The organism is Cycloclasticus pugetii PS-1, assembly GCF_000384415.1.
Classification (GTDB): domain Bacteria; phylum Pseudomonadota; class Gammaproteobacteria; order Methylococcales; family Cycloclasticaceae; genus Cycloclasticus; species Cycloclasticus pugetii.
Genome location: NZ_ARVU01000001.1, coordinates 652,789 through 671,869, shown reverse-complemented (window position 1 = coordinate 671,869; position 19,081 = coordinate 652,789). Strand labels below are relative to the sequence as shown.

The 19,081-nt window shown below is 41.7% G+C and carries 14 protein-coding genes; 7 read left to right on the top strand and 7 right to left on the bottom strand.

What is annotated here, in order from left to right; genetic code table 11:
• Position 1: 1 nt before the first annotated feature.
• Together CYCPU_RS0103310 and CYCPU_RS0103305 are read right to left on the bottom strand one after the other, a co-directional pair.
• The gene (locus CYCPU_RS0103310; RefSeq protein ID WP_020161918.1) at positions 2-934 is read right to left on the bottom strand and encodes an acyl-CoA desaturase; all 933 of its coding nucleotides are present in this window, start codon (positions 932-934) and stop codon (positions 2-4) included.
• Complete coding sequence (locus CYCPU_RS0103305) at positions 935-1,531, bottom strand: DUF3833 domain-containing protein (protein ID WP_232228563.1); 597 nt, start codon at positions 1,529-1,531, stop codon at positions 935-937.
• A gap of 229 nt (positions 1,532-1,760) precedes the next feature.
• On the opposite strand from CYCPU_RS0103305, the gene CYCPU_RS0103300 reads away from it, so the two are divergent.
• From CYCPU_RS0103300 to rimK (CYCPU_RS12205), 6 genes are all read left to right on the top strand, one after another.
• Positions 1,761-2,339, top strand: a complete 579-nt coding sequence (locus CYCPU_RS0103300; protein ID WP_232228559.1) for an RNA polymerase sigma factor — start codon at positions 1,761-1,763, stop codon at positions 2,337-2,339.
• Positions 2,336-3,037, top strand: coding sequence for a ChrR family anti-sigma-E factor (locus tag CYCPU_RS0103295; RefSeq protein WP_020161915.1), 702 nt, complete (start codon positions 2,336-2,338; stop codon positions 3,035-3,037). The genes CYCPU_RS0103300 and CYCPU_RS0103295 overlap by 4 nt, the downstream gene beginning before the upstream one ends.
• A 55-nt stretch (positions 3,038-3,092) precedes the next feature.
• The gene (locus CYCPU_RS0103290; RefSeq protein ID WP_020161914.1) at positions 3,093-3,596 is read left to right on the top strand and encodes a chalcone isomerase family protein; all 504 of its coding nucleotides are present in this window, start codon (positions 3,093-3,095) and stop codon (positions 3,594-3,596) included.
• Between the two features lie 117 nt (positions 3,597-3,713).
• A complete protein-coding gene (rimK, locus tag CYCPU_RS0103285; RefSeq protein WP_015005460.1) occupies positions 3,714-4,931 on the top strand; it encodes a 30S ribosomal protein S6--L-glutamate ligase in 1,218 nt (405 codons plus the stop codon).
• Between the two features lie 82 nt (positions 4,932-5,013).
• The gene (locus tag CYCPU_RS0103280) at positions 5,014-6,075 is read left to right on the top strand and encodes a succinylglutamate desuccinylase/aspartoacylase family protein (protein ID WP_015005459.1); all 1,062 of its coding nucleotides are present in this window, start codon (positions 5,014-5,016) and stop codon (positions 6,073-6,075) included.
• 37 nt (positions 6,076-6,112) lie between these two features.
• Entirely contained in the window at positions 6,113-7,522 is a 1,410-nt protein-coding gene (gene rimK / locus CYCPU_RS12205; RefSeq protein ID WP_015005458.1) for a 30S ribosomal protein S6--L-glutamate ligase, read from the top strand.
• Between the two features lie 225 nt (positions 7,523-7,747).
• On the opposite strand, the gene CYCPU_RS0103270 is transcribed toward rimK (CYCPU_RS12205), so the two are convergent.
• From CYCPU_RS0103270 to mgtE, 5 genes are all read right to left on the bottom strand, one after another.
• Positions 7,748-8,722, bottom strand: coding sequence for a zinc transporter ZntB (locus CYCPU_RS0103270; RefSeq protein WP_016389722.1), 975 nt, complete (start codon positions 8,720-8,722; stop codon positions 7,748-7,750).
• A complete protein-coding gene (locus CYCPU_RS0103265; RefSeq protein ID WP_020161913.1) occupies positions 8,712-10,988 on the bottom strand; it encodes a mechanosensitive ion channel domain-containing protein in 2,277 nt (758 codons plus the stop codon). The genes CYCPU_RS0103270 and CYCPU_RS0103265 overlap by 11 nt, the downstream gene beginning before the upstream one ends.
• Positions 10,989-11,142: 154 nt before the next feature.
• Entirely contained in the window at positions 11,143-15,174 is a 4,032-nt protein-coding gene (locus CYCPU_RS0103260; protein WP_020161912.1) for a translocation/assembly module TamB domain-containing protein, read from the bottom strand.
• Complete coding sequence (locus tag CYCPU_RS0103255) at positions 15,171-16,913, bottom strand: autotransporter assembly complex protein TamA (RefSeq protein WP_232228646.1); 1,743 nt, start codon at positions 16,911-16,913, stop codon at positions 15,171-15,173. The genes CYCPU_RS0103260 and CYCPU_RS0103255 overlap by 4 nt, the downstream gene beginning before the upstream one ends.
• 103 nt (positions 16,914-17,016) lie before the next feature.
• Positions 17,017-18,354: a magnesium transporter gene (gene mgtE, locus CYCPU_RS0103250; RefSeq protein WP_015005453.1), complete on the bottom strand. Its 1,338-nt coding sequence runs from the start codon at positions 18,352-18,354 to the stop codon at positions 17,017-17,019.
• 272 nt (positions 18,355-18,626) lie between these two features.
• Between mgtE and CYCPU_RS0103245 the strand changes: the two genes are divergently transcribed.
• On the top strand, positions 18,627-19,067 hold the full coding sequence (locus CYCPU_RS0103245) for a phosphate-starvation-inducible PsiE family protein (protein WP_020161910.1): 441 nt from the start codon (positions 18,627-18,629) through the stop codon (positions 19,065-19,067).
• The last annotated feature ends 14 nt before the right edge of the window (positions 19,068-19,081 follow it).

Below are 19,081 nucleotides of genomic sequence, written 5' to 3'. Positions count from 1 at the left end.
ACTATTTCCTTTTAAATTCTTTTTGAACCTCAATCGGAATGGGTTTTAAATCCCAAACTAAGCCGCACCAACTCATTACTTTTAGCAGATAGAACGTCATATCAAATTCCCACCATAGGAAGCCCTGACGGGCACTTCCCGGGTAAAAGTGATGGTTGTTATGCCAGCCTTCGCCGAGTGTAATAATTGCTAAGAGTGCGTTATTACGGCTGTCATCAGGCGTATCGAAACGTCGACTACCGAAACAATGTGCCAGTGAATTTATCGTGTAAGTGCCGTGATATAAGGCAACTGTTGATATAAAGAAGCCCCATATAACCATTTGCGCGCCTGTTGTATCCAGCTGAGGGTAATACGTTTCCATCAGAAAGCCGGCGCAATACAGGGTAATTATTAGTACCAAAGGTGCCGTTATATCGAATCGATCAAGCCACCTAAGTTCCGGGAACTTATTAAAGTCTTTCACCTTATCAGTTTTTGTTTGCAAGTTTTTGGGTGCTAAGAACCAAAGGCAATGACTCCAAATGAAGCCTTGCAACCGGGGTGAGTGTGGGTCACCTTCTTTATCAGAAGCCTGATGGTGAACTCTATGATGTGAAGCCCACCACAATGGGCCTCGTTGCGCCGCACTGGCTCCCATAAATGCAAAAAAGAATTGTATAAAACGTGACGTTTTAAACAATTTATGTGAAAAATATCGGTGGTAAAAACCAGTAATCGCAAACATTCTGACTAAATATAGAAAGATTGCGCCCCAAAGAGCTACCCAACTGAACCCGACCCACACGACAGCGAATACCATTAAATGCATAAAAACGAATGGGGTGACTTGAGCCCAGCCCAATTTATTCGAGTCTTTAGTGGCAACTGAATCCAAACCGGATTGGGTATCGAACCATACAAGCATCGGTTTTAAGCGGTTTAGCAAACGCATTTATAACACTCCAGCCTCAATACAGTTTTCTAGCTTACTTGCATTTCGCTGAAGACTCTCGGTTTTTTGAATAACGATATCAATTCGGCCCAAATTAACACCCCATTTAGTTATTTCTGTAGAGCCCATAAGCGTCGAATCATCAACTAACGTTAACCAATCATCCATTTCGACAATATATTCAGAGTTATCAATGTTAATTTTCAGCTGATACTTCAAATTCAGGCTATCGCCAAATACTTCACCGTTTGCAATACCAATGACATCACCGGCCGTACCGGACCAACCTTCAGCTGTTTTATCAAACACCCAGTTACGTTCTTGGCGTTCTCCATCATCAAATAGAAAAACTTCTTCTAAGATAACTTGATTGGCAGAATGAGAGGCAACAATATCAGCTGCAAATTTTCGATTAATTTGACCATTTCTTGATTTCACTAAGCCTTTTGCGCAGAGGTTTCCTTGAAAAAAAGATTCAAACTTAAAATCAGGTGTTTTATCGCGGTAACGCTCGGCATCTATTGCGCAACCATTGATTAAAAAAACACTAAAGATCAAACACAGTACTTTCATCGACACCTCAAATTTCTGGGACATATTTACTTGTACGTAAAAAATTGCCAATTAGATTAAATTTATTTTTTTGATCCAAAAAAGCATATTTTTCGTAAAACAGTAAATAGGGCAGTGTATCGCTGTTCTATTTATCGATGTTTATAACACTTAGAGTTTAAAAAATATGAATGGGCAGGCGCAAAGACAAATAACCGAAAACTTAGTATATTGGTCAGCTCAAAGCACGCTTCTGCAACCAGTTTATTACTCTATGAACGAGCCCATCATCAGCAAGACGGAACAAGCAAAGCTGTGTAAACAATACATGCAGGCTATTGCCGTTAAGCAAGACAAGAATGCATACAAAAAACTGTATCTTTACTTTGCTCCTAAGGTCAAAACATTCTTCAAGCAACACACTAGTACCAGTGATGCTGAAGAAATGACCCATGAAGTGTTCATGCGTGTTTGGCAAAAAGCCAAAACATACCAAGCAGAAAAAGCAAACGTTTCAACATGGATTTTCACCATCGCTAGAAATTTAAAAATTGATGTACTAAGGCAAAAGAGAATTGCTGAAGTTAGCCTTGATGACTCACACTCTCAGCTGCAAATAGCTGAAGATAACCTTCATAAAGGGCTTGTTAGCACTTCTGAAAAAATACAAGTAAGCAATAATCTCAAGCACTTAAGTGAGGAGCAAAAACGGGTAATATTAAAAGTCTATTACGAAGATAAAAGCCACCAATTGGCAGCTCAAGAGCTGGGTTTAACATTGGGTGTTATTAAATCTAGAATTAGAAGTTCATTGAAGGTTTTGCGCCACCATCTAGGAAATCAAAACGAATGAATAATCATATTGATACTGAATTATTATTAAATTATGTAGAGGGCAGTGTGGAACCTGCTTTGAGTTTGGCCATTGCTCTCCACCAAAAACACTGTCCAACATGTCGACAAAAAATTAAGGATTTAGAGTCACATTATGGTGAAAACCTTGAATTATCTGAAAGTAGTCATAACGAAGGTGCTGGCTTTGATCGTTTAATTACAGATATAGCGAAGTTGACAACGGCTGACACTAACAAGGCAGTGCCTCAAGTATTGACAAACCATGATAGAGAAAATAATGGCGGCATCGGTTTTGTTGATGATTATGCCGTTGCTGAAATCAATAGGCCCTTACTAAAGCAATTATTAAACTTCAATCAGGATGGGTTTGAATGGCAAAAACTAACATCAAACATTTCAACCGTTGAGCTTGAATTATACGACGTTAGTTTTAAGGTTAATTTATTACGTTTTTCAGCGAAAACTAAAATCCCCAAACACACGCATTTAGGTAAAGAATTTACGTTTGTGATTGAAGGAGACTTTAAAGATCACAAGGGAACACATACCGCTGGTGATTTTATTGCCTGTGATGGTTCTGATGAACACAGCCCTGTCGCTGGTGATACTGGCTGTGTTTGTTTAGCCATAACAGAAGCGCCTTTAAAATTTACAGGTATCCTAGGTCCGCTTTTAAATCGGTACGCCAGTTATTAAGTAGCATATTAGAAATACTTTATTTTTAATAAACCGCTTACGACTTTTAGATTTTATGAAGAAAATATTCATCTTACTTTTGTTGCTACATACAGCTAATACAAGTGCTAATAAATTGCATTTAGATGATCTAAACCTTGTCGGTCGTTCAAACTTCAGCGTTTGGTTTTGGGATATTTATGATATTGAGTTAAAAACTCCAAGCGGAACGTACGAAGAAGGAAAAAGGCCGCTATCTCTAGAGCTAACTTACAAAAGAGTCATCTCTAATGTTGAGCTTGTAGATGAAACACTAACCCAATTGAAACGTTTCAATATTAGCGAAGAGCAGAAAAAAAACTGGGCAAAACAATTATTAAAAATATGGCCGAGTGTTAAACCCAACGATACCATTACGGTTTACATTGATAATGAAAAAATCACTTACTTTTATTTTAATGGACAATTTATAGGAAAAATAAATGAAGCTGGTTTTTCAGATACATTTCCTTCCATCTGGCTAAGTCTAAATGGCCCCTACCCTGCAATGACAAAAAAATTAATTGGCTCAACTTATTAAAAACAAAACGAGAACAAATTTGAGCTAACCGATTTAACCTTTAGCGATATAAAGCTGTAGCTTCAATTATTAAGACTATACAATCACTTCTTAACGATAAAACCTAAGGGTGCTCTTATGAAACTTGCTATTTTATCCTGTGGACCTAATGCCTACAGCACACGACGTTTAAAAGAAGCGGCCCTTCAAAGAGGGCATGATGTAAAAGTCTTAAACACCCTTAAGTTTGCTATCGATTTACAACAAGGCATCCCCGACCTCTACTACCGGCAAAAAGTTTTAAGTAGCTATGATGCTGTGTTACCGAGAATTGGTGCATCAATTACTTACTATGGCACGGCTGTTGTCCGTCAATTTCAAGAAATGGGCGTTTTTTGTGCTAATACTGCACATGGCATTTCTAACTCGCGAGATAAGTTACGTAGCCTGCAAATCTTAAGTCGTCATCATATTGGTATTCCTAGAACTACCTTTGTCCGAGACCGAAAGGATGTGATTCCTGCGATCGAACGAGTTGGTGGTGCACCTGTCGTTATTAAATTGATTGAAGGCACCCAGGGCATTGGTGTGCTATTGGCTGAATCAATGAAAGCGGCTGAGTCGATTATTGAACTACTACAAAGCCAAAAACAAAATGTGCTCATTCAAAAGTTTGTGGCAGAAAGCAAAGGAAAGGATATTCGCGCTTTTGTCGTTGGCGATCGTGTTGTTGCCGCAATGCGCCGCGTCGCCCAAGGACAAGAATTTCGTAGCAATGTACACCGAGGCGGCATTGCTGAACCGGTAGAACTTGATGAACGGTATAGAGAAACAGCCGTACGAGCAACTCAGATTTTAGGCCTAGAAGTAGCTGGCGTTGATATGTTGGAAGGTAAAAACGGCCCTCAAATAATGGAGGTCAATTCTTCGCCAGGACTTGAAGGTATTGAAACGGCCACCGGTTTAGATATTGCCGGCGCTGTGATTGACTATGTATCTGCTCAAGTTGATTTTCCTGAAATTGATATACGCCAACGGTTAACCATTAGCAAAGGGTATGGCGTCAGTGAAATATATATTCCTGAAGGATCAGAGTTTCTTGGGAAGACCATCCAAGAAGTGATGGATGAAGAAAAAGACATTAACGTGCTCACCTTGTATCGAGGGGCCAAGGCAATCCCTAACCCACGTGCTGCACGCGAACTCGAAGCTGATGATAGGCTATTATGCTTTGGAAAATTAGACTCTTTACGTGGCATGATTCCAAAGAAAACAAAGGCTCGCCGAAGGCCAAAAGTTCAGGATTTACAATCAGATGAATTAAACCAACCTCATGAAGACGACGCAGACCAATAAGCAGATCGGTTTAATCTCTAGCTAATTAATAAAACCGACTGATAAGGTCTCTATTTAAGCTACATACAAGTGGATAATTAAAATGTCAGAACCCTTTATACTTGCAGGTCAAGAAGTCTTACCAGGAACAAACACTATCATTGATGTTCCCCTGCCAGATTTATATACACATTCTTCTTTATCAATGCCGGTACAGGTCATTCGAGGAAAGCAAGAAGGCCCCATTCTCTTTGTTTCTGCGGCCGTTCATGGTGATGAAATTAATGGCGTTGAAATTATTCGTCGACTGGTAAAAAGCAAATCACTCTCACGAATGAAAGGCACGTTGATTACTGTGCCTATTGTTAATGTTTATGGTTTTCTCAACCAAAGCCGTTACTTACCCGACCGCAGAGATTTAAACCGCTGTTTCCCAGGCTCGGTAAAAGGCTCCTTAGCTGCACGCTTAGCTAAATTATTTATGACCGAAGTGGTGCAGCAATGTACACATGGCATTGATTTGCATACAGCAGCCATTCATAGAGACAACTTGCCGCAAATACGCGCCGACTTAAGCAACCAGGTGACCGAACAGATGGCCTTAGCCTTTAATGCGCCTGTGGTGGTTAATTCTGGCCTAATAGAAGGCTCTTTACGGTATGCCTGTAGTACAGAAAAAAACTTACCAATCATTGTTTACGAAGCAGGGGAAGCACTCCGCTTCGATGAGTTTTCGATCCGCGCAGGGGTCAAAGGCATTCTATCGGTGATGCAATCGATTGGCATGCTGACACCCCCTAAACGTAAAACCAAAAAGAAAGCTCCAGAACCTTTTGTTGCACGCTCTACTCTTTGGGTTCGCGCACCTCAAAGTGGTATTTTCCGGATGACTGTTTCAATGGGAAAACATGTTTTTGAGGGTGACTTACTCGGTGCTGTTGCCACACCCTACGGTGAGGATGGCAAAGAAACCGATATTATTTCACCCATTTCAGGCATTATTATCGGCAGAACCAATCTGCCTCTCGTTAGTGAAGGTGAAGCCTTATTTCATATTGCGCGTTTCACACGTCCTAAGGATGTTGTAGATAATTTGGAGGCTTTTCAGCTGGACCTTGATCCTGCTAGTGATGAAGCCCCCCCTGAAGACCTTCCAATCATCTAGTTTTGTACCCCTTTTACCCTTTAATTTGGACTAATAAATGACTTCTAGCAATAATAAAATCATTGTAGGTAGTGAAGAATGGTGTTCCTTCCCTGCCCTAGGCATTCCTGCTATCAAAGCGCGTGTAGACTCAGGTGCTAAAACATCCTCTATTCATGCCTTTAACATTCAAACCTTTAGACGCGAAGGCCTTTTATGGGTTAGCTTTGAAGTACACCCACTACAAAAGGATCGCCGCACTGTGTTGCGCTGTGAACGCCCTGTGGTTGACAAACGTTCCGTCAAAAGCTCGTCTGGAATTTCTGAAACACGCTACGTAATTTCCACCTTAATTAAGGTGGAAAGCGAAACATGGGAAGTAGAACTCACCTTAGCAAACCGTGATTCAATGGGCTATCGTATGTTGTTAGGTCGTGAAGCGATGAAAGGACGAATCTTGGTAGACCCTGAGCTAAGCCTATGCCTCAACGAGCCGTCAAAAGAACAGCTTTACGATTGGTATGGCCAGCCTCAAAAAAACAAAAGTGGGCTAAAAATAGGCTTACTTGCCAGTAACCCCGACCTTTATAGCAACATGCGCCTTATGGAAGCCGCTGAGGAACGTGGCCATGAAATGGTGTTTTTAAACATCAAATATTGCTATATGAAAGTCGATGAACAAGCACCTGAAGTCCATTATCGAGGCGGTAAAATCCTCAATGACTTAGATGCCGTTGTCACACGTATAAGACCTAGCATGACCTTTTATGGCTGCGCCTTGGCTCGCCAATTTGAAAGCATGGGCATTTATACCGTCAATTCATCATCCGCTATTAGCCAATCAAGAGATAAGTTATTTTCGCTTCAACTGATGTTAAAAAGTGGCATTGGTATCCCCACAACAGGTTTTGCACACTCGCCAATGGATACCAGCGACTTGATAGAAATGGTTGGCGGAGCGCCATTGATTGTAAAACTATTAGAAGGCACTCAAGGCCGAGGTGTTGTATTAGCTGAAACTAAAAAAGCCGCCGAAAGTGTTATCAATGCCTTCAAAGCACTGCATGCAAACTTGCTAGTTCAAGAGTTTATTAAAGAAGCAGACGGGAAAGATTTACGCTGTTTTGTCATTGATGGCAAAGTAGTTGCCTCAATTCAACGAACTGCTGCTCCTGGCGAATTTAGAGCCAACATTCATCAAGGTGGTAGCGCTTCTGTGGTTAAAATAACACCCGAAGAACGTCGTTTAGCAACGCTTTCGGCAAAAGTATTAGGGCTTAAAGTTGCTGGCGTTGATATTATACGTTCGAGTAAAGGTCCTCTGCTTTTAGAAGTTAATTCATCTCCAGGTTTAGAAGGTATTGAGTCTGCCACCGGTAAAGATATAGCCGGGCATATTATTGCGTCTATTGAAAAGAGGCTTAAGTGGGAAAGACCCGTTAGTTCTAGCGTTTTAGAAACACTTTAACCACCTGCGCGCTATTAACTAAAAAGAGCAAAATTTAGCCCTTGCATGCGCTCCCCCTGTCTAACGGTATGCAGAGATTATTTTTATAAACACTCAGCGGTTTTAGCCCCTTACCCCCTCTCTTATAAGACGCCATGAATGGTTTGCTGGTTCAGTTAAGGCCAGCAAACTATCCGCTAAACGCTTAGCCGATAGTCACTATCGCATACCTTTAAAAACCGCTTATTAAAACCATTTTAATTTTTTAAACAACCAGACCTGAGCTAAGATAATTAGCGCCAATATGCCCATAAAGATCCAAAAAGCAGCTTCATTATTTGCCCCTGGTATACCGCCAACATTAATCCCTAACAGCCCAGTCAAGAAACCTAGGGGCAAAAATATAGCCGCAACAACCGAGAGCATATACATATTTTTATTCAGCCGATCAGAAAGACCGGTGACCAGCTCATCTTTAACAATTTGAGCCCTCTCACGAATCGTATCCAAATCTTCAACATACCTTATTACGCGGTCTAATGACTCTTGCAAGCGGCGTTTATGCATTTGCTCCAACCACGACTGATCAGAGACACGAAGGCTTGAAATCACGTCTCTTTGAGGGGCAATATAACGTTTAAACATAATGGCGTCTTTACGAATAGAGGTGATTTCCTGTCGCTCATTTGTGTCAGGGTTTTCCATAACACTTTCTTCAACCTCGTCTAACTTCTCATCTATTTCAGAAAAAATAGGTTCCATTCGCTCAAATAAACCAGCGATTAGCATGGTCACAAAATCGCCACTATTTTTTGGCCCTTTCCCCGCTTTCAGTTTCCCTTGAATATCGATGGCAGCTCTTAGTTTTCGACGCCGTAGGCTGATAATATTATCTTTATCAACCCATAAACGTATCGACACCATATCATTCGGCTCAGCGCCAGGGTTTAAATTTACCCCGCGTAAAATAAGCAACGCGCCATAGTCAAATTCAAGAATTCTAGGTCTTGTTTCATCTGCACATAAGGCATCAACAACTAAGTGATCTAAATGCGGAAACTCTTTTTCAAGCAAACGGCGGCTTTCTGGGTGCTCTGCTTCTAAATGAATCCAAACCTTGGATTCACTACTAATGGTTTGTTGTATCTGTGACTCTTCGAGTAAGGTACTCGAGCCGTCGCCATTCAACTTACAAGCGTAAAGGATATGACTATTTTCCATCAAACACTCCCTCTAATCCAGGTGCTGTACGAATGTGTAAGTCTCTTTGTGGGAAAGAAATTTCCACCCCTGCCTCTTTAAACACTTCCCAAATATCAAAGCGCACTTGGCTTGAAATTGGAAAAATTTCTTGGATATTACTAATAAAGAAACGTATTTCAAATATCAATGCGCTATCTGCAAAGTCCTTAAAAAGAACTGTTGGTTTTGGGGTTTTTAAGACGTCTTTATTTTCCGTAATCATGTCCATTAGAAGATCTCGAACTTGTTGTGGGTCCGAGGAGTATGACACGCCAACATTCACAATCACACGACCTACTCTATCTGCATGCGTCCAATTTTTAACAGACGATGAAATGAGCTCAGCATTTGGCACAATAATCGATGTTCGGTCAAAGGTTTCAACAACTGTGGCACGCACGCTGATTTTCTTTACAATCCCTTCACCTGAATTGGTAATCAGCCAATCCCCTACTTTTATGGGCCGTTCAAACAGCAAAATAAGGCCTGAAACAAAGTTACTCACGATACTTTGCAAACCAAAACCAATGCCAACAGACAGCGCACCGGCTATCAACGCCAAATTCGTTAGATCAAATCCAACCGCTGATATACTCGCCATTAGCGCAATAATCAGCCCAACATAACCTAACACCTGTGTTATTGACTGACGAACACTCGTATCCATGTTCGTTTTAGGCAAAATCTTTTGATCCAAAATACGCTGAATAACACGTGTGATGAACAGCAAGGTTAGAAAGACAAGTAAACCAACCCCAATATTTGAAATTGAGATGGTCATATTGCCAACTTTAAAGCCAAAAAATGCCTGCTTTATCGTCTCTTGAATATATTGCCATTCGGTGCCAAAAATACCGGCAACAAAAGGTAAACAGATAAAGAACAAAATAAGATCCAATGATAGGCATAACCAGAAGTAAATAACCTGCTCTGAGTCTTCCCCTATGTTGTCTTGAGAAAAGCGTTTATCTAAGCGATAAAAGTATGGACGAATAACCGCTCTTATAACGAGAATAGACGCTAATAATGAAAAAATAAGAACAAAACCTTCGAAGATATAACGGCTAAGAGCTGCATAGCCAAATACATTAAATACAATGATGGAGAGGCTAATCGTTAGAAAAACAACAAATATCTTGCGTGGGAAAAAGTAGTCTTTAGTCTCTTTTGGCCCTATCAATACAAACAAAGAAAACAGGCCTAATATAAACGCAAAAGTTAAGCTCACAATATAACTTTGGACAACTGCCAGCTCTATGGGCACCCCGATAATTTTTCCACTTTCAAGAAGCAATGTATCGACAGCAAACAGCAGTGCCACCACACAGATTAAATAACGCAAATGTGAACGAATAAGAGCCGCTTTCAAAAACCGCCCTGTCATCAAATACACAGCGAACAAAAACCCCGTAAGCATTAATACCTTTTGTATTAACAAGTGATTAGCCTCGGTAACAATGCCTTGGCTAATAAATAGTTGATAAATGAAAAGCAGCCCTAGCCCTATCGCTAAAAATGGCAAAACTAACGACGCTGAAACCAATGGAAACACATGTTCCCGCCCAGCATTTTGTAATTTTATAGTTAACCTTTTTTTTGATACTAACGTGGCGAAAAGGAAAACGACCAAAAGAATACAGCCCGATATGACACTCAACGACCGCAGAGTTTTATCGTAAAAAATACCTTTGTAATTTGAAAATTGAGCATAAAAAGGCTCTTCTGCTGTTTTCCATAAAGTAGTATTAAATACTGCCATTTGCCGCTCAAAAAGCCCATCTAAAAATAATGTGCGTCTTAACGAAGTGATTTTTTCTAACAACCGCGATGATTTAGACGTCAGCGCTTCGGCTTGTGTCAGCAAACCTTCAATAATTAACGACTCATTCGTTAACTCAGCGCGCAACTTTTGAATATTATCGGGCTCTGGTGGCGCATCTTCATCGGGGGCAGCGCCAAGGTCGGCCAAATCTGCTTGCACGCTATTATTAACCGGTTTAATAACGTCTACCTTATATTGTAATTCTGTTCGCGCTGAGCGAAGCGTTTGACGCAATTCCAACAAACGAGCTTTATCTATCGTATTGTCAGCTAGCTGTTGAGAAATAAGTTCTATCGTCTCTTGTTTTTCTTTAAGCCATAACTTAGTCGCTTCTTGGTTTATCAGTTCCTGCGCAGCAACAGCCGAGCTGTGAACACTAAAAACAACCAAACAAAGATAACTAAAACACCGCAATAACTTCATATTTTATTCCCCACACTATAAACACCCTAGACGCTTCGCATCATATATCGACTGTACAATGCTCACCTAGCATGTGAACATATGTTAAAACTAACCCTTCATTTACCCCATTACTATAACCGCTTATCTACTAAGCCACTGATAGCTATTAGGTTTATTGTTCACGAACGTATAGTAAATCCACCCCCGTATCTACACCCGATTCTGCTTTTAATGACCACAGCTTACTCAATTCGTACCTCAGGTTAACCGTGCTCACCGAATCAAAAATCCCAATGCCGTAACTTAAATATAAATTTGGCAGCAAATACTTACCAACATGCAAAGCCGTATCATCCCCACCATTACCATCAAATGTAACAGCATCCAACCCAAACGCATTGGCTATTTGTTCACCAATCATATTACCGCCTTTAATGCCTAAACCACTGGCAGCAGAGGCTAACAAAGCAGCATCCGATGCACTCGCGTTCGACAAAGAGCGACCCAATAACAAATGAGCCAGCACCTCGTCATCACTCATCGACGGTATAGAAAATAACGAGGTTTGAAGGTTATCGACCGGGCCTAACAAGTGCAGGCCCGCTGTAAATTTTTTCTCTTTTCTTACCGCCTTTATATCCAAATTTGGGTTATCCAGCGCGCCTCCGGAGTATTGTATTTTGCCATTATCAACCGCTAGTTGTTGGCCATATGCCCTATAGGTACCTTTATTAATAACGATATCGCCAGTTCCAAGAAGCAGTTTATCTGTCTCACCGCTAACTAATAATCCGCCAGTTAGTGCTCCCTCAAAACCCAGCCCTTTAACCTGTACGTTATCACCCAAATTAACGTTTAATTTGACCCGGGTTGAAATAGGTTTTGTTTCTTTTGCTAACGTCTTATCAATAACAACCACATCTTTACTAGCAGACACAGGAATATTAAACTCTATCGGTGCTAAGTCTGCGGTCGGTATATTAATGCTTCCTTCAAGGTATGCTGAGCCAGCCGTCATATTAAATAATAAATTCGGTGATGCGATTACATACGCTTCGGGTAAATTCAAAACCTCAACATTCTCGCCTACCAGTGTAGACGAGGCATGCCAGCCTTTATCAGCAAAAACAACTTGACCATCACCATAAAAATCACCTTCACCAGAGGTCGCCTTATATTTTAAGTGAATACCTGTCTCCACCCCGCCTTCTAAACTCGCATTAATTGCTGATAACACTGTTCCAGAACTAGTCAACTCTACTCCCGCGTTAGCAAGCAATACGTTTCCTGTAACATCTGGGTTCGCCACCGTACCAGTTAATTTGATATCAACATTCAACTGGCCTTGTAAGTGTTCATACTCAGAGTACAACGTATCAAAAACCGATAAATCTTTTACCGACAAGCTGAAATAGCCTGACAACCCTGCTTGCTGTGGCGTATCAATAATCGTTTTCAAGGAGGGCACACTAACTTGGCCTGTTAACGCTGAAACACCGATTAAATCAGGCTCAATCAACACATTCGCAACCACCCCTTTCTCGGCAAGCTGAAAATCGATATTGGCATTGCGTAAGGCGATCACTGTATTTTCAAGCGTTAAATCTTTTTCTAGCAAAACCCGACCATCAGTCAAACTGAAAACACCTTGGCCGCTTATTGGATACTGGTCTTTACCAGTCAGCTCAAACCGACCCTTTAAATTCCCCTCGAATGAATCCAGTGACTGTGAAAAGCTCTGTAGCAGCGTTAGCGGAATGGTAGCCAACTCACCTTGAATATTCCAATCGCCACGGGTTGAATTATTTGCCTGTATACAGACTGAGCCAGTGGGTGATTGTAGACAGTGCTTATCAAATGAACCATGCGTACTGGCGATACGTATTGCACCTTGCTCGCTAAGGCGCCACTGCCCTGCTAGAACATGTTCTAGCGTCAGTTGTGAAAACTCACCCTGCCAATTTGTCCCAGACAAGCCACCGGCCAGTTGAGCCGATACCTTTAACTCCCTGTTAGCCACATCAACAAAAACTTGATGCTTATCTGTCGTACCGTTAAGATCCACCGTGACATCAAGTCGCGCTGAATTTTCAACACTTAAGCCGACAAGCGAGCCTTTACCACTCATAACGCCCTGTTGACTCATATCTAGGCTAAGCTTACTTTTCCATTGATTAATGCTCACGAGGTTAGAATAGGCCAATGTGCTGCCATCAATATCGGCAAATATTTGCGCTGTAGCAAGGTTCCCACTGACTGTTCCTAACGCCGTTAATGCTCCCGTTAGCTCGGGATGAAAATCTGCTAAATTAGACGAATTAACAACCCAATTTAGCGTTTTCCCTTCATTTATTTGCCCCGACGCTGTGATAACTGATTGGCCAGACTGTAGTTGGAGATTTTTGACCGTCAGCTGCTGTGCAAGATATGAAAAATCGCTGCTTAAATGCACCGGTCGTTGCCTTAAGGTACCGCTAATATCCAGCCCCTTTATTGATACACCCACGGCCTTAGTATTAAGGTTTTCGGCCACCAGTTGCCAACCACCAGATAATTGCCCCTGCCATTGTGACGAAATAAATGCGGGGTTAACTTTATTGAGCCTCACTGAGCCTTTAAGCGCGAGCATATCTTGCCATTGCGCTTCGCCAATAAAGCTCATTTGGCCGGACTCAACAGCCAGCTTAATATTTAAATCTTTCGCACCTTGCTGGCTAATTTTTGCCTGTGCTTGTACTGACAAGGGTAGCGAATTGATTGATAAATCGCCGTCGATTTTAGCCGTAGCATCGGCAACCGTACCGGCAAACGATACCTGCCCTTCTTTAATTAATAAGGCCGTCTCACTCAGAATGTTTGGCAAGTCAATGTTTTCTATTGTGACATTAGCCTGAAAACTAGGTATTTGGTTCTGCCAATCTAACCAGCCCATTAAAGAAGCCTGACCGTCTAAACCGTTCAGTTGTAACTGTGTGATGTTTAACTTATTCGAGCGGCCCTCCATCGCCCCTTTAAAATTGAAGGCCTGTTGTTGCGCTTCAAGCACCCCATTTATTGCAAGCTTATACTCATCAAGCCCGCCTTGAATAGTCAATTCGCCGCTTCGACTTGCTATACCGCTAACTCCGTTAGACAACGGCCAAGCGAGCTGTTGCCACTGTCCAGTTAGCTCAAGTATTGGTAACGTCATCACGTTTTTAACAGCGCCGTACAGGGACAACCTTAGTCCGTTTTCATTGGTTAAAGTGCTGTTCAGCGTCCAGCTATCAAGGTCTTTACTCAGCAGCTGAGCGCTCCACGCCAACACGGGCCAGCCTTCTTGTTGATAGCCTGCATCAAACTTAATATCCGCTTGATTTATATCGCCTTGGGCTGTTACTTGAATGCTATTTAAATGCCCTGTTTGGCCGTCTACATAATCAGCCAGATTAAGCTGTGCAATGCGCGCATTCATTTGCCAACTCAGTTTACCGAGTAAATTTTTTATCGTCAGGACGCTGGTCGACTGCATCGGTTTAATAACCTTCAGCTCAACTCGTAATTCGCTCGCATTACCTTTAATATCGCCTTTCCCAGCCAGCCCTTTCAACGTCGGATCAATTGCAAACCACTCATACGCTAAGGTTGTAGGGTAATCACCGCTTAACTGTATCGATCCCTTCAGTTTTAAACCTGCTTTACCTGTACTGTCGAGGGATAAAGCATCAATCGTTAGGGTGTCATTCCAAAGACTCAACGCCGCCTGAAGGTTTCTGATCGGCTGCGTCACAGCCTGCCCTTGCTGCACTGTTAGCGTATTAACACGAACCTTCTTCAGCGATAATACTAACGGCGATGAAATAGCAGGCAAACTGATAGGCGTTGAGGTCTGTGCCCCATTTCCCTGCTGTGTCATCAACACATCATCAATCAGCAACTCGTTAATTGTTAACCGCCCTCTTATTAACTGAGCGGCCTGCCAACTTAGCGTTAAATTATTAATAGACACTTGGCTATGCTCGTCAACTTGATACTCTATTTGTTCAAATACAGCGCCATCAAGCAAGCGGCCAGACACTTTTTTTACCGTTAATTCGGGTACCAATTTTTGACTGAGCGATAGCACCGCCGAAAGACCAGATTCGGTCAACGCAAGCCAAGCCACCAGCACAACGATCAAAAGAAACGTGGCTAACAATACACGTAGACCAGCGCGATACATCATAAGTCAGGCCCAATGACCACATGGAAGCCGATTGAATCAGCTGAATCTGATAACCCTTTAGCTATATCAAATCGAATAAGGCCAATGGGCGATTTCCAGCGAATACCAAGGCCTGCACTGTATTCTAGGGGATCATGCAAACTGTTAACGGCATTACCAAAATCGCTGAACACGGCAACTCCCCAGTTGCCCACCAGCATGCGTTCGTATTCCACACTTCCAACCAATAAATAACGTCCACCAGTGACCTCACCATCGTCACCTTCAGACCCTAGTGATTCAAAATCAAAACCACGGATACTGCTGTCGCCACCGGCAAAAAACCGCAATGAGCTAGGCAGTTTTGTAAAATCGCTCACGTCTGTCGCCCCTAAAGCACCACGGGTAATAAACCGACCTTTTTCGCCAATCGATTGAATATATTTCCCTCTTAAAACCATTTGCGCAAACGTCGTATCCGATAATACCGCTTCACTGGCACCGGAAAATGACAAGGATAACCGACCACCTTGTCGGGTATAGATACTGTTATCTGCCCATGTTTTTGACCAAGCAATACTAGGAATCACCAAGGTCGAGGTATTATCATCTTCTGACACGTCAAAATTTTCATTTAGAAATTTTATTGAGCCGGTTTCATTCCAGCCCCATCGATCAGTTTTATAATAACTGCCGACTGCAAATGAACGACTTTCGCTGCTATCTGTATCTTTGTTTTTAAATTCGGCATTAAAACCAACATCAGAAATCTTAGGGCTCCAAAAGGGCATCTGGTAGTCCGCCGACAAGCTATTACCAATTTGTGAAAATTTAGTGCCCGCACTAAAGCGATGCCCGCGATTATTAACATATCTATTTTCCCAGCCGAGTGAAGCCCTCGCACCACTATCGGTTCCAAACCCCAACCCCGCAGAATAGCGATACTGCGTTTCCGGTTCCAAGGAAATAGCTAAGGGGACTACGCCATTTTGACGTTCATCAATCAGCGTCGTCACTGACACGGAATTAAAATAACCACTATTATTTAGATTACTTCTCAGCGCCAAGACCTTAGAGGCTAAATAAGGCGCGCCTTGCTTGATCGGCGATAGTTTTAACAATAGTTCATTGTTAATAACCGTTTTAGGAAAGACAGTCTTCGAAAAGACATACCGCACACCGGATTGATACACTAAATAAATAGTCGCTTTGTTGTTAGCTAAACTCACTTCAACCCGATGCTCAGTCAGCTCACCATCAAAATAACCTCGTTCAGCAGCTAATCGTCGTAGGTTTTTCTTGGCTGATTCATACTGCTCATGATTAAGCACCTCCCCTTCCTTTAATGGAAAATTTTCTAATAACCGCTGAAAACTCTCATCGTGCAAGCCTTCACCTTCGATTGTCACGTTGACCGCTTGAATAGTGACAGGCTCAGCTAAATTTAACTGATAACTCGCCAACCAGATATTGTCTTTTTTTTCTAATTTGCTAGTAACTTTGGCCTTGTAATAACCATACACGGGCAGCATTTCGGAAAGCTCATCAACTGCTTGTTCATGTAAGCGATGAATACGTTTAGACGATAACAATTGATTTTTTTGATGTTTAACAATACTCAGACCACTTAACAAGGTGTCCTTTTTGCCTTCAGGCGCGCCATCTAATTGCACCGAAATGATCAGATCTTCCGCCTGCACAAGGCCCGCCATAAAAAATAATGACAACAATACAGCGAATAGGCTCCCCCTTAATAACACTGTAAACAAAGCATAACCTCTAAATAATTTTTAAATTTGCACCATCACCTTATAACCACGCCACTAAACCTTGCGAAAGAGTAAAAGTAACGTCAATACCGCATTAAAGCAGAAATAAGGTTCCCAAACCTAAAAATGCAACAAAGCCCACCACATCAGTTACTGTTGTCAAGATAACTGAACCCGATAAGGCTGGGTCAATAGTCAATCGGTCAAGAATAATTGGAATCACCACGCCTGAAAAAGCTGCCGCAATAATGTTTAATACAATCGCTGCTGCTATGACTAAACCAATGTTGATACTAGCAAACCAGAAAGAGGCAATAACGCCAATTACAATAGCCCATAACACACCGTTAAGCGCACCGACACTGACCTCTTTGATTAACAAGGGTGGGATATTACCTTTTGCAATTTGCCCCAATGCAAGTCCCCTAATAATTAAGGTTAATGTTTGACTGCCGGCAATCCCGCCCATAGAGGCGACAATAGGCATTAAAACAGCTAGCGCAACAACTTGTTGCAATGTCGCTTCAAAAAGGCCAATCGCCCAAGATGCGAAAAATGCGGTTAACAAATTAATGCCCAGCCAAGTTGCCCTTCGTTTAGAACTGCGTAATACAGGCGCAAAAAGGTCTTCATCTTCATTTAAACCCGCTGTTGCCATTAATTGGCTTTCATAATTTTCACGCGTTATTTCAAGGGCTTGGCGCAAAGTAATACGCCCAGATAGTTTATTATTCGCATCAACCACAGGCAGCGCCATCAAACCCGAATGTTCAACTTTATCGGAGGCTGTAGAACGACTCATTTCAGCAGGCACTGTCATTGGCTCGTCAATACTTAATGCCTGCAATGATTGCTCTGGCGGAGCAGAAAATAATGTTTGAATTAATACGGTCCCTGCAAAATCACCATTTCTTTTAATTAAATAAAGGCAATCTGCACACTCAAAAGACGATTTTTTAAGCCCCCGTAAGGCATCACGAACACGTGCTGTTCTGGGCAAAATATATAGCCCGTGATCGACATAACGCCCAATTTGATCAGTTTCATATTGAACCGATTGCTGATAATGTTCACGTTGCATTTCAGCCATATTTTGCAAGGCTTCATCAACCACTGACTCAGGCAACGTATCGGCTAATTGAACAAGGTCTTCAGCATGAACATTATTCAATAGAGCGTGTAATTTCTCCTCATCAATACTGTCAAAAATGGCCTGGCGTGATTCCGAGCGCATTGTGACCAACACATTAATACGCTCTTCATCTGGCACTTGTTCCCATCGCTCTAACCGCTCCGCCACAGGCAATGACTCGAGTAATAAAGCCAGCTCAGTGCCTTCGAGTTGATCAACAGCATCTTCAAAGACAACCCTTTGTTCATCATGATGAGCATCATTGAGCCGTTCGACTAACTGGCTTACTTCATCGGTCATTCTATTCCCCTTTCTTAATGTTTAAATACATTGTTTATGTGTAAAAATCAGCCAAACCCTTCTTATGAAATACACTCGCCACCCCTACCAGCCATCGGATCTTTTAATCAACTGTTAGCCCTTTCGTTTCTTTTAACATAAGACATAGTAACGGTTTATGACAGTCTGATTTAGCGCTTTCTATATTATTAAATAAGGACTCAAAGCAATTCGTGTTATTGTCTATTTTATCGTTAATAGCACACGTCGAATGACGTGCTTAGGAGCAAATAATGTTCAGTACGTTTTTCAAAAAATTATATCGTCAGACCATTGATATTGTATTTGGGGTGATTCTCGCACTGATAATAATTGGCATTGCTATTGGGGCAGGCCAACTCGTTTTCTCTGTTTGGGATTTGTTTAAATTAGAAGGGGTAACCGGTCAGTATATTAACATTATTACTGATGTGCTCACCCTCTATGTATTAATTGAATTATCGCGTTCGATAACCGACTACTTTATTTCTCACAAACTAAAAATTTCTTTAATTATTGACGCAGCGATTGTTTTCATTATTCGTGAAATTTTAATTGCCTTATTCAAGCATAAAATTGATCCCAGTATGCTTTATGCCCTTTCTACTTTTTTGTTTGTACTAGGCGCACTACGAACCGCCGCCATTATTTTATACCAACGAGAAAAAGTAATTGCCGATGAAAACCATGACTAAAAGCGCAGATATCA

Bases quoted from the DNA above. Each gene is read 5' to 3' on its own strand.
- CYCPU_RS0103310 (WP_020161918.1), bottom strand. From the start codon at position 934: ATGCGTTTGCTAAACCGCTTAAAACCGATGCTTGTATGGTTCGATACC.
- CYCPU_RS0103305 (WP_232228563.1), bottom strand. From the start codon at position 1,531: ATGTCCCAGAAATTTGAGGTGTCGATGAAAGTACTGTGTTTGATCTTT.
- CYCPU_RS0103300 (WP_232228559.1), top strand. From the start codon at position 1,761: ATGAACGAGCCCATCATCAGCAAGACGGAACAAGCAAAGCTGTGTAAA.
- CYCPU_RS0103295 (WP_020161915.1), top strand. From the start codon at position 2,336: ATGAATAATCATATTGATACTGAATTATTATTAAATTATGTAGAGGGC.
- CYCPU_RS0103290 (WP_020161914.1), top strand. From the start codon at position 3,093: ATGAAGAAAATATTCATCTTACTTTTGTTGCTACATACAGCTAATACA.
- rimK (WP_015005460.1), top strand. From the start codon at position 3,714: ATGAAACTTGCTATTTTATCCTGTGGACCTAATGCCTACAGCACACGA.
- CYCPU_RS0103280 (WP_015005459.1), top strand. From the start codon at position 5,014: ATGTCAGAACCCTTTATACTTGCAGGTCAAGAAGTCTTACCAGGAACA.
- rimK (WP_015005458.1), top strand. From the start codon at position 6,113: ATGACTTCTAGCAATAATAAAATCATTGTAGGTAGTGAAGAATGGTGT.
- CYCPU_RS0103270 (WP_016389722.1), bottom strand. From the start codon at position 8,722: ATGGAAAATAGTCATATCCTTTACGCTTGTAAGTTGAATGGCGACGGC.
- CYCPU_RS0103265 (WP_020161913.1), bottom strand. From the start codon at position 10,988: ATGAAGTTATTGCGGTGTTTTAGTTATCTTTGTTTGGTTGTTTTTAGT.
- CYCPU_RS0103260 (WP_020161912.1), bottom strand. From the start codon at position 15,174: ATGATGTATCGCGCTGGTCTACGTGTATTGTTAGCCACGTTTCTTTTG.
- mgtE (WP_015005453.1), bottom strand. From the start codon at position 18,354: ATGACCGATGAAGTAAGCCAGTTAGTCGAACGGCTCAATGATGCTCAT.
- CYCPU_RS0103245 (WP_020161910.1), top strand. From the start codon at position 18,627: ATGTTCAGTACGTTTTTCAAAAAATTATATCGTCAGACCATTGATATT.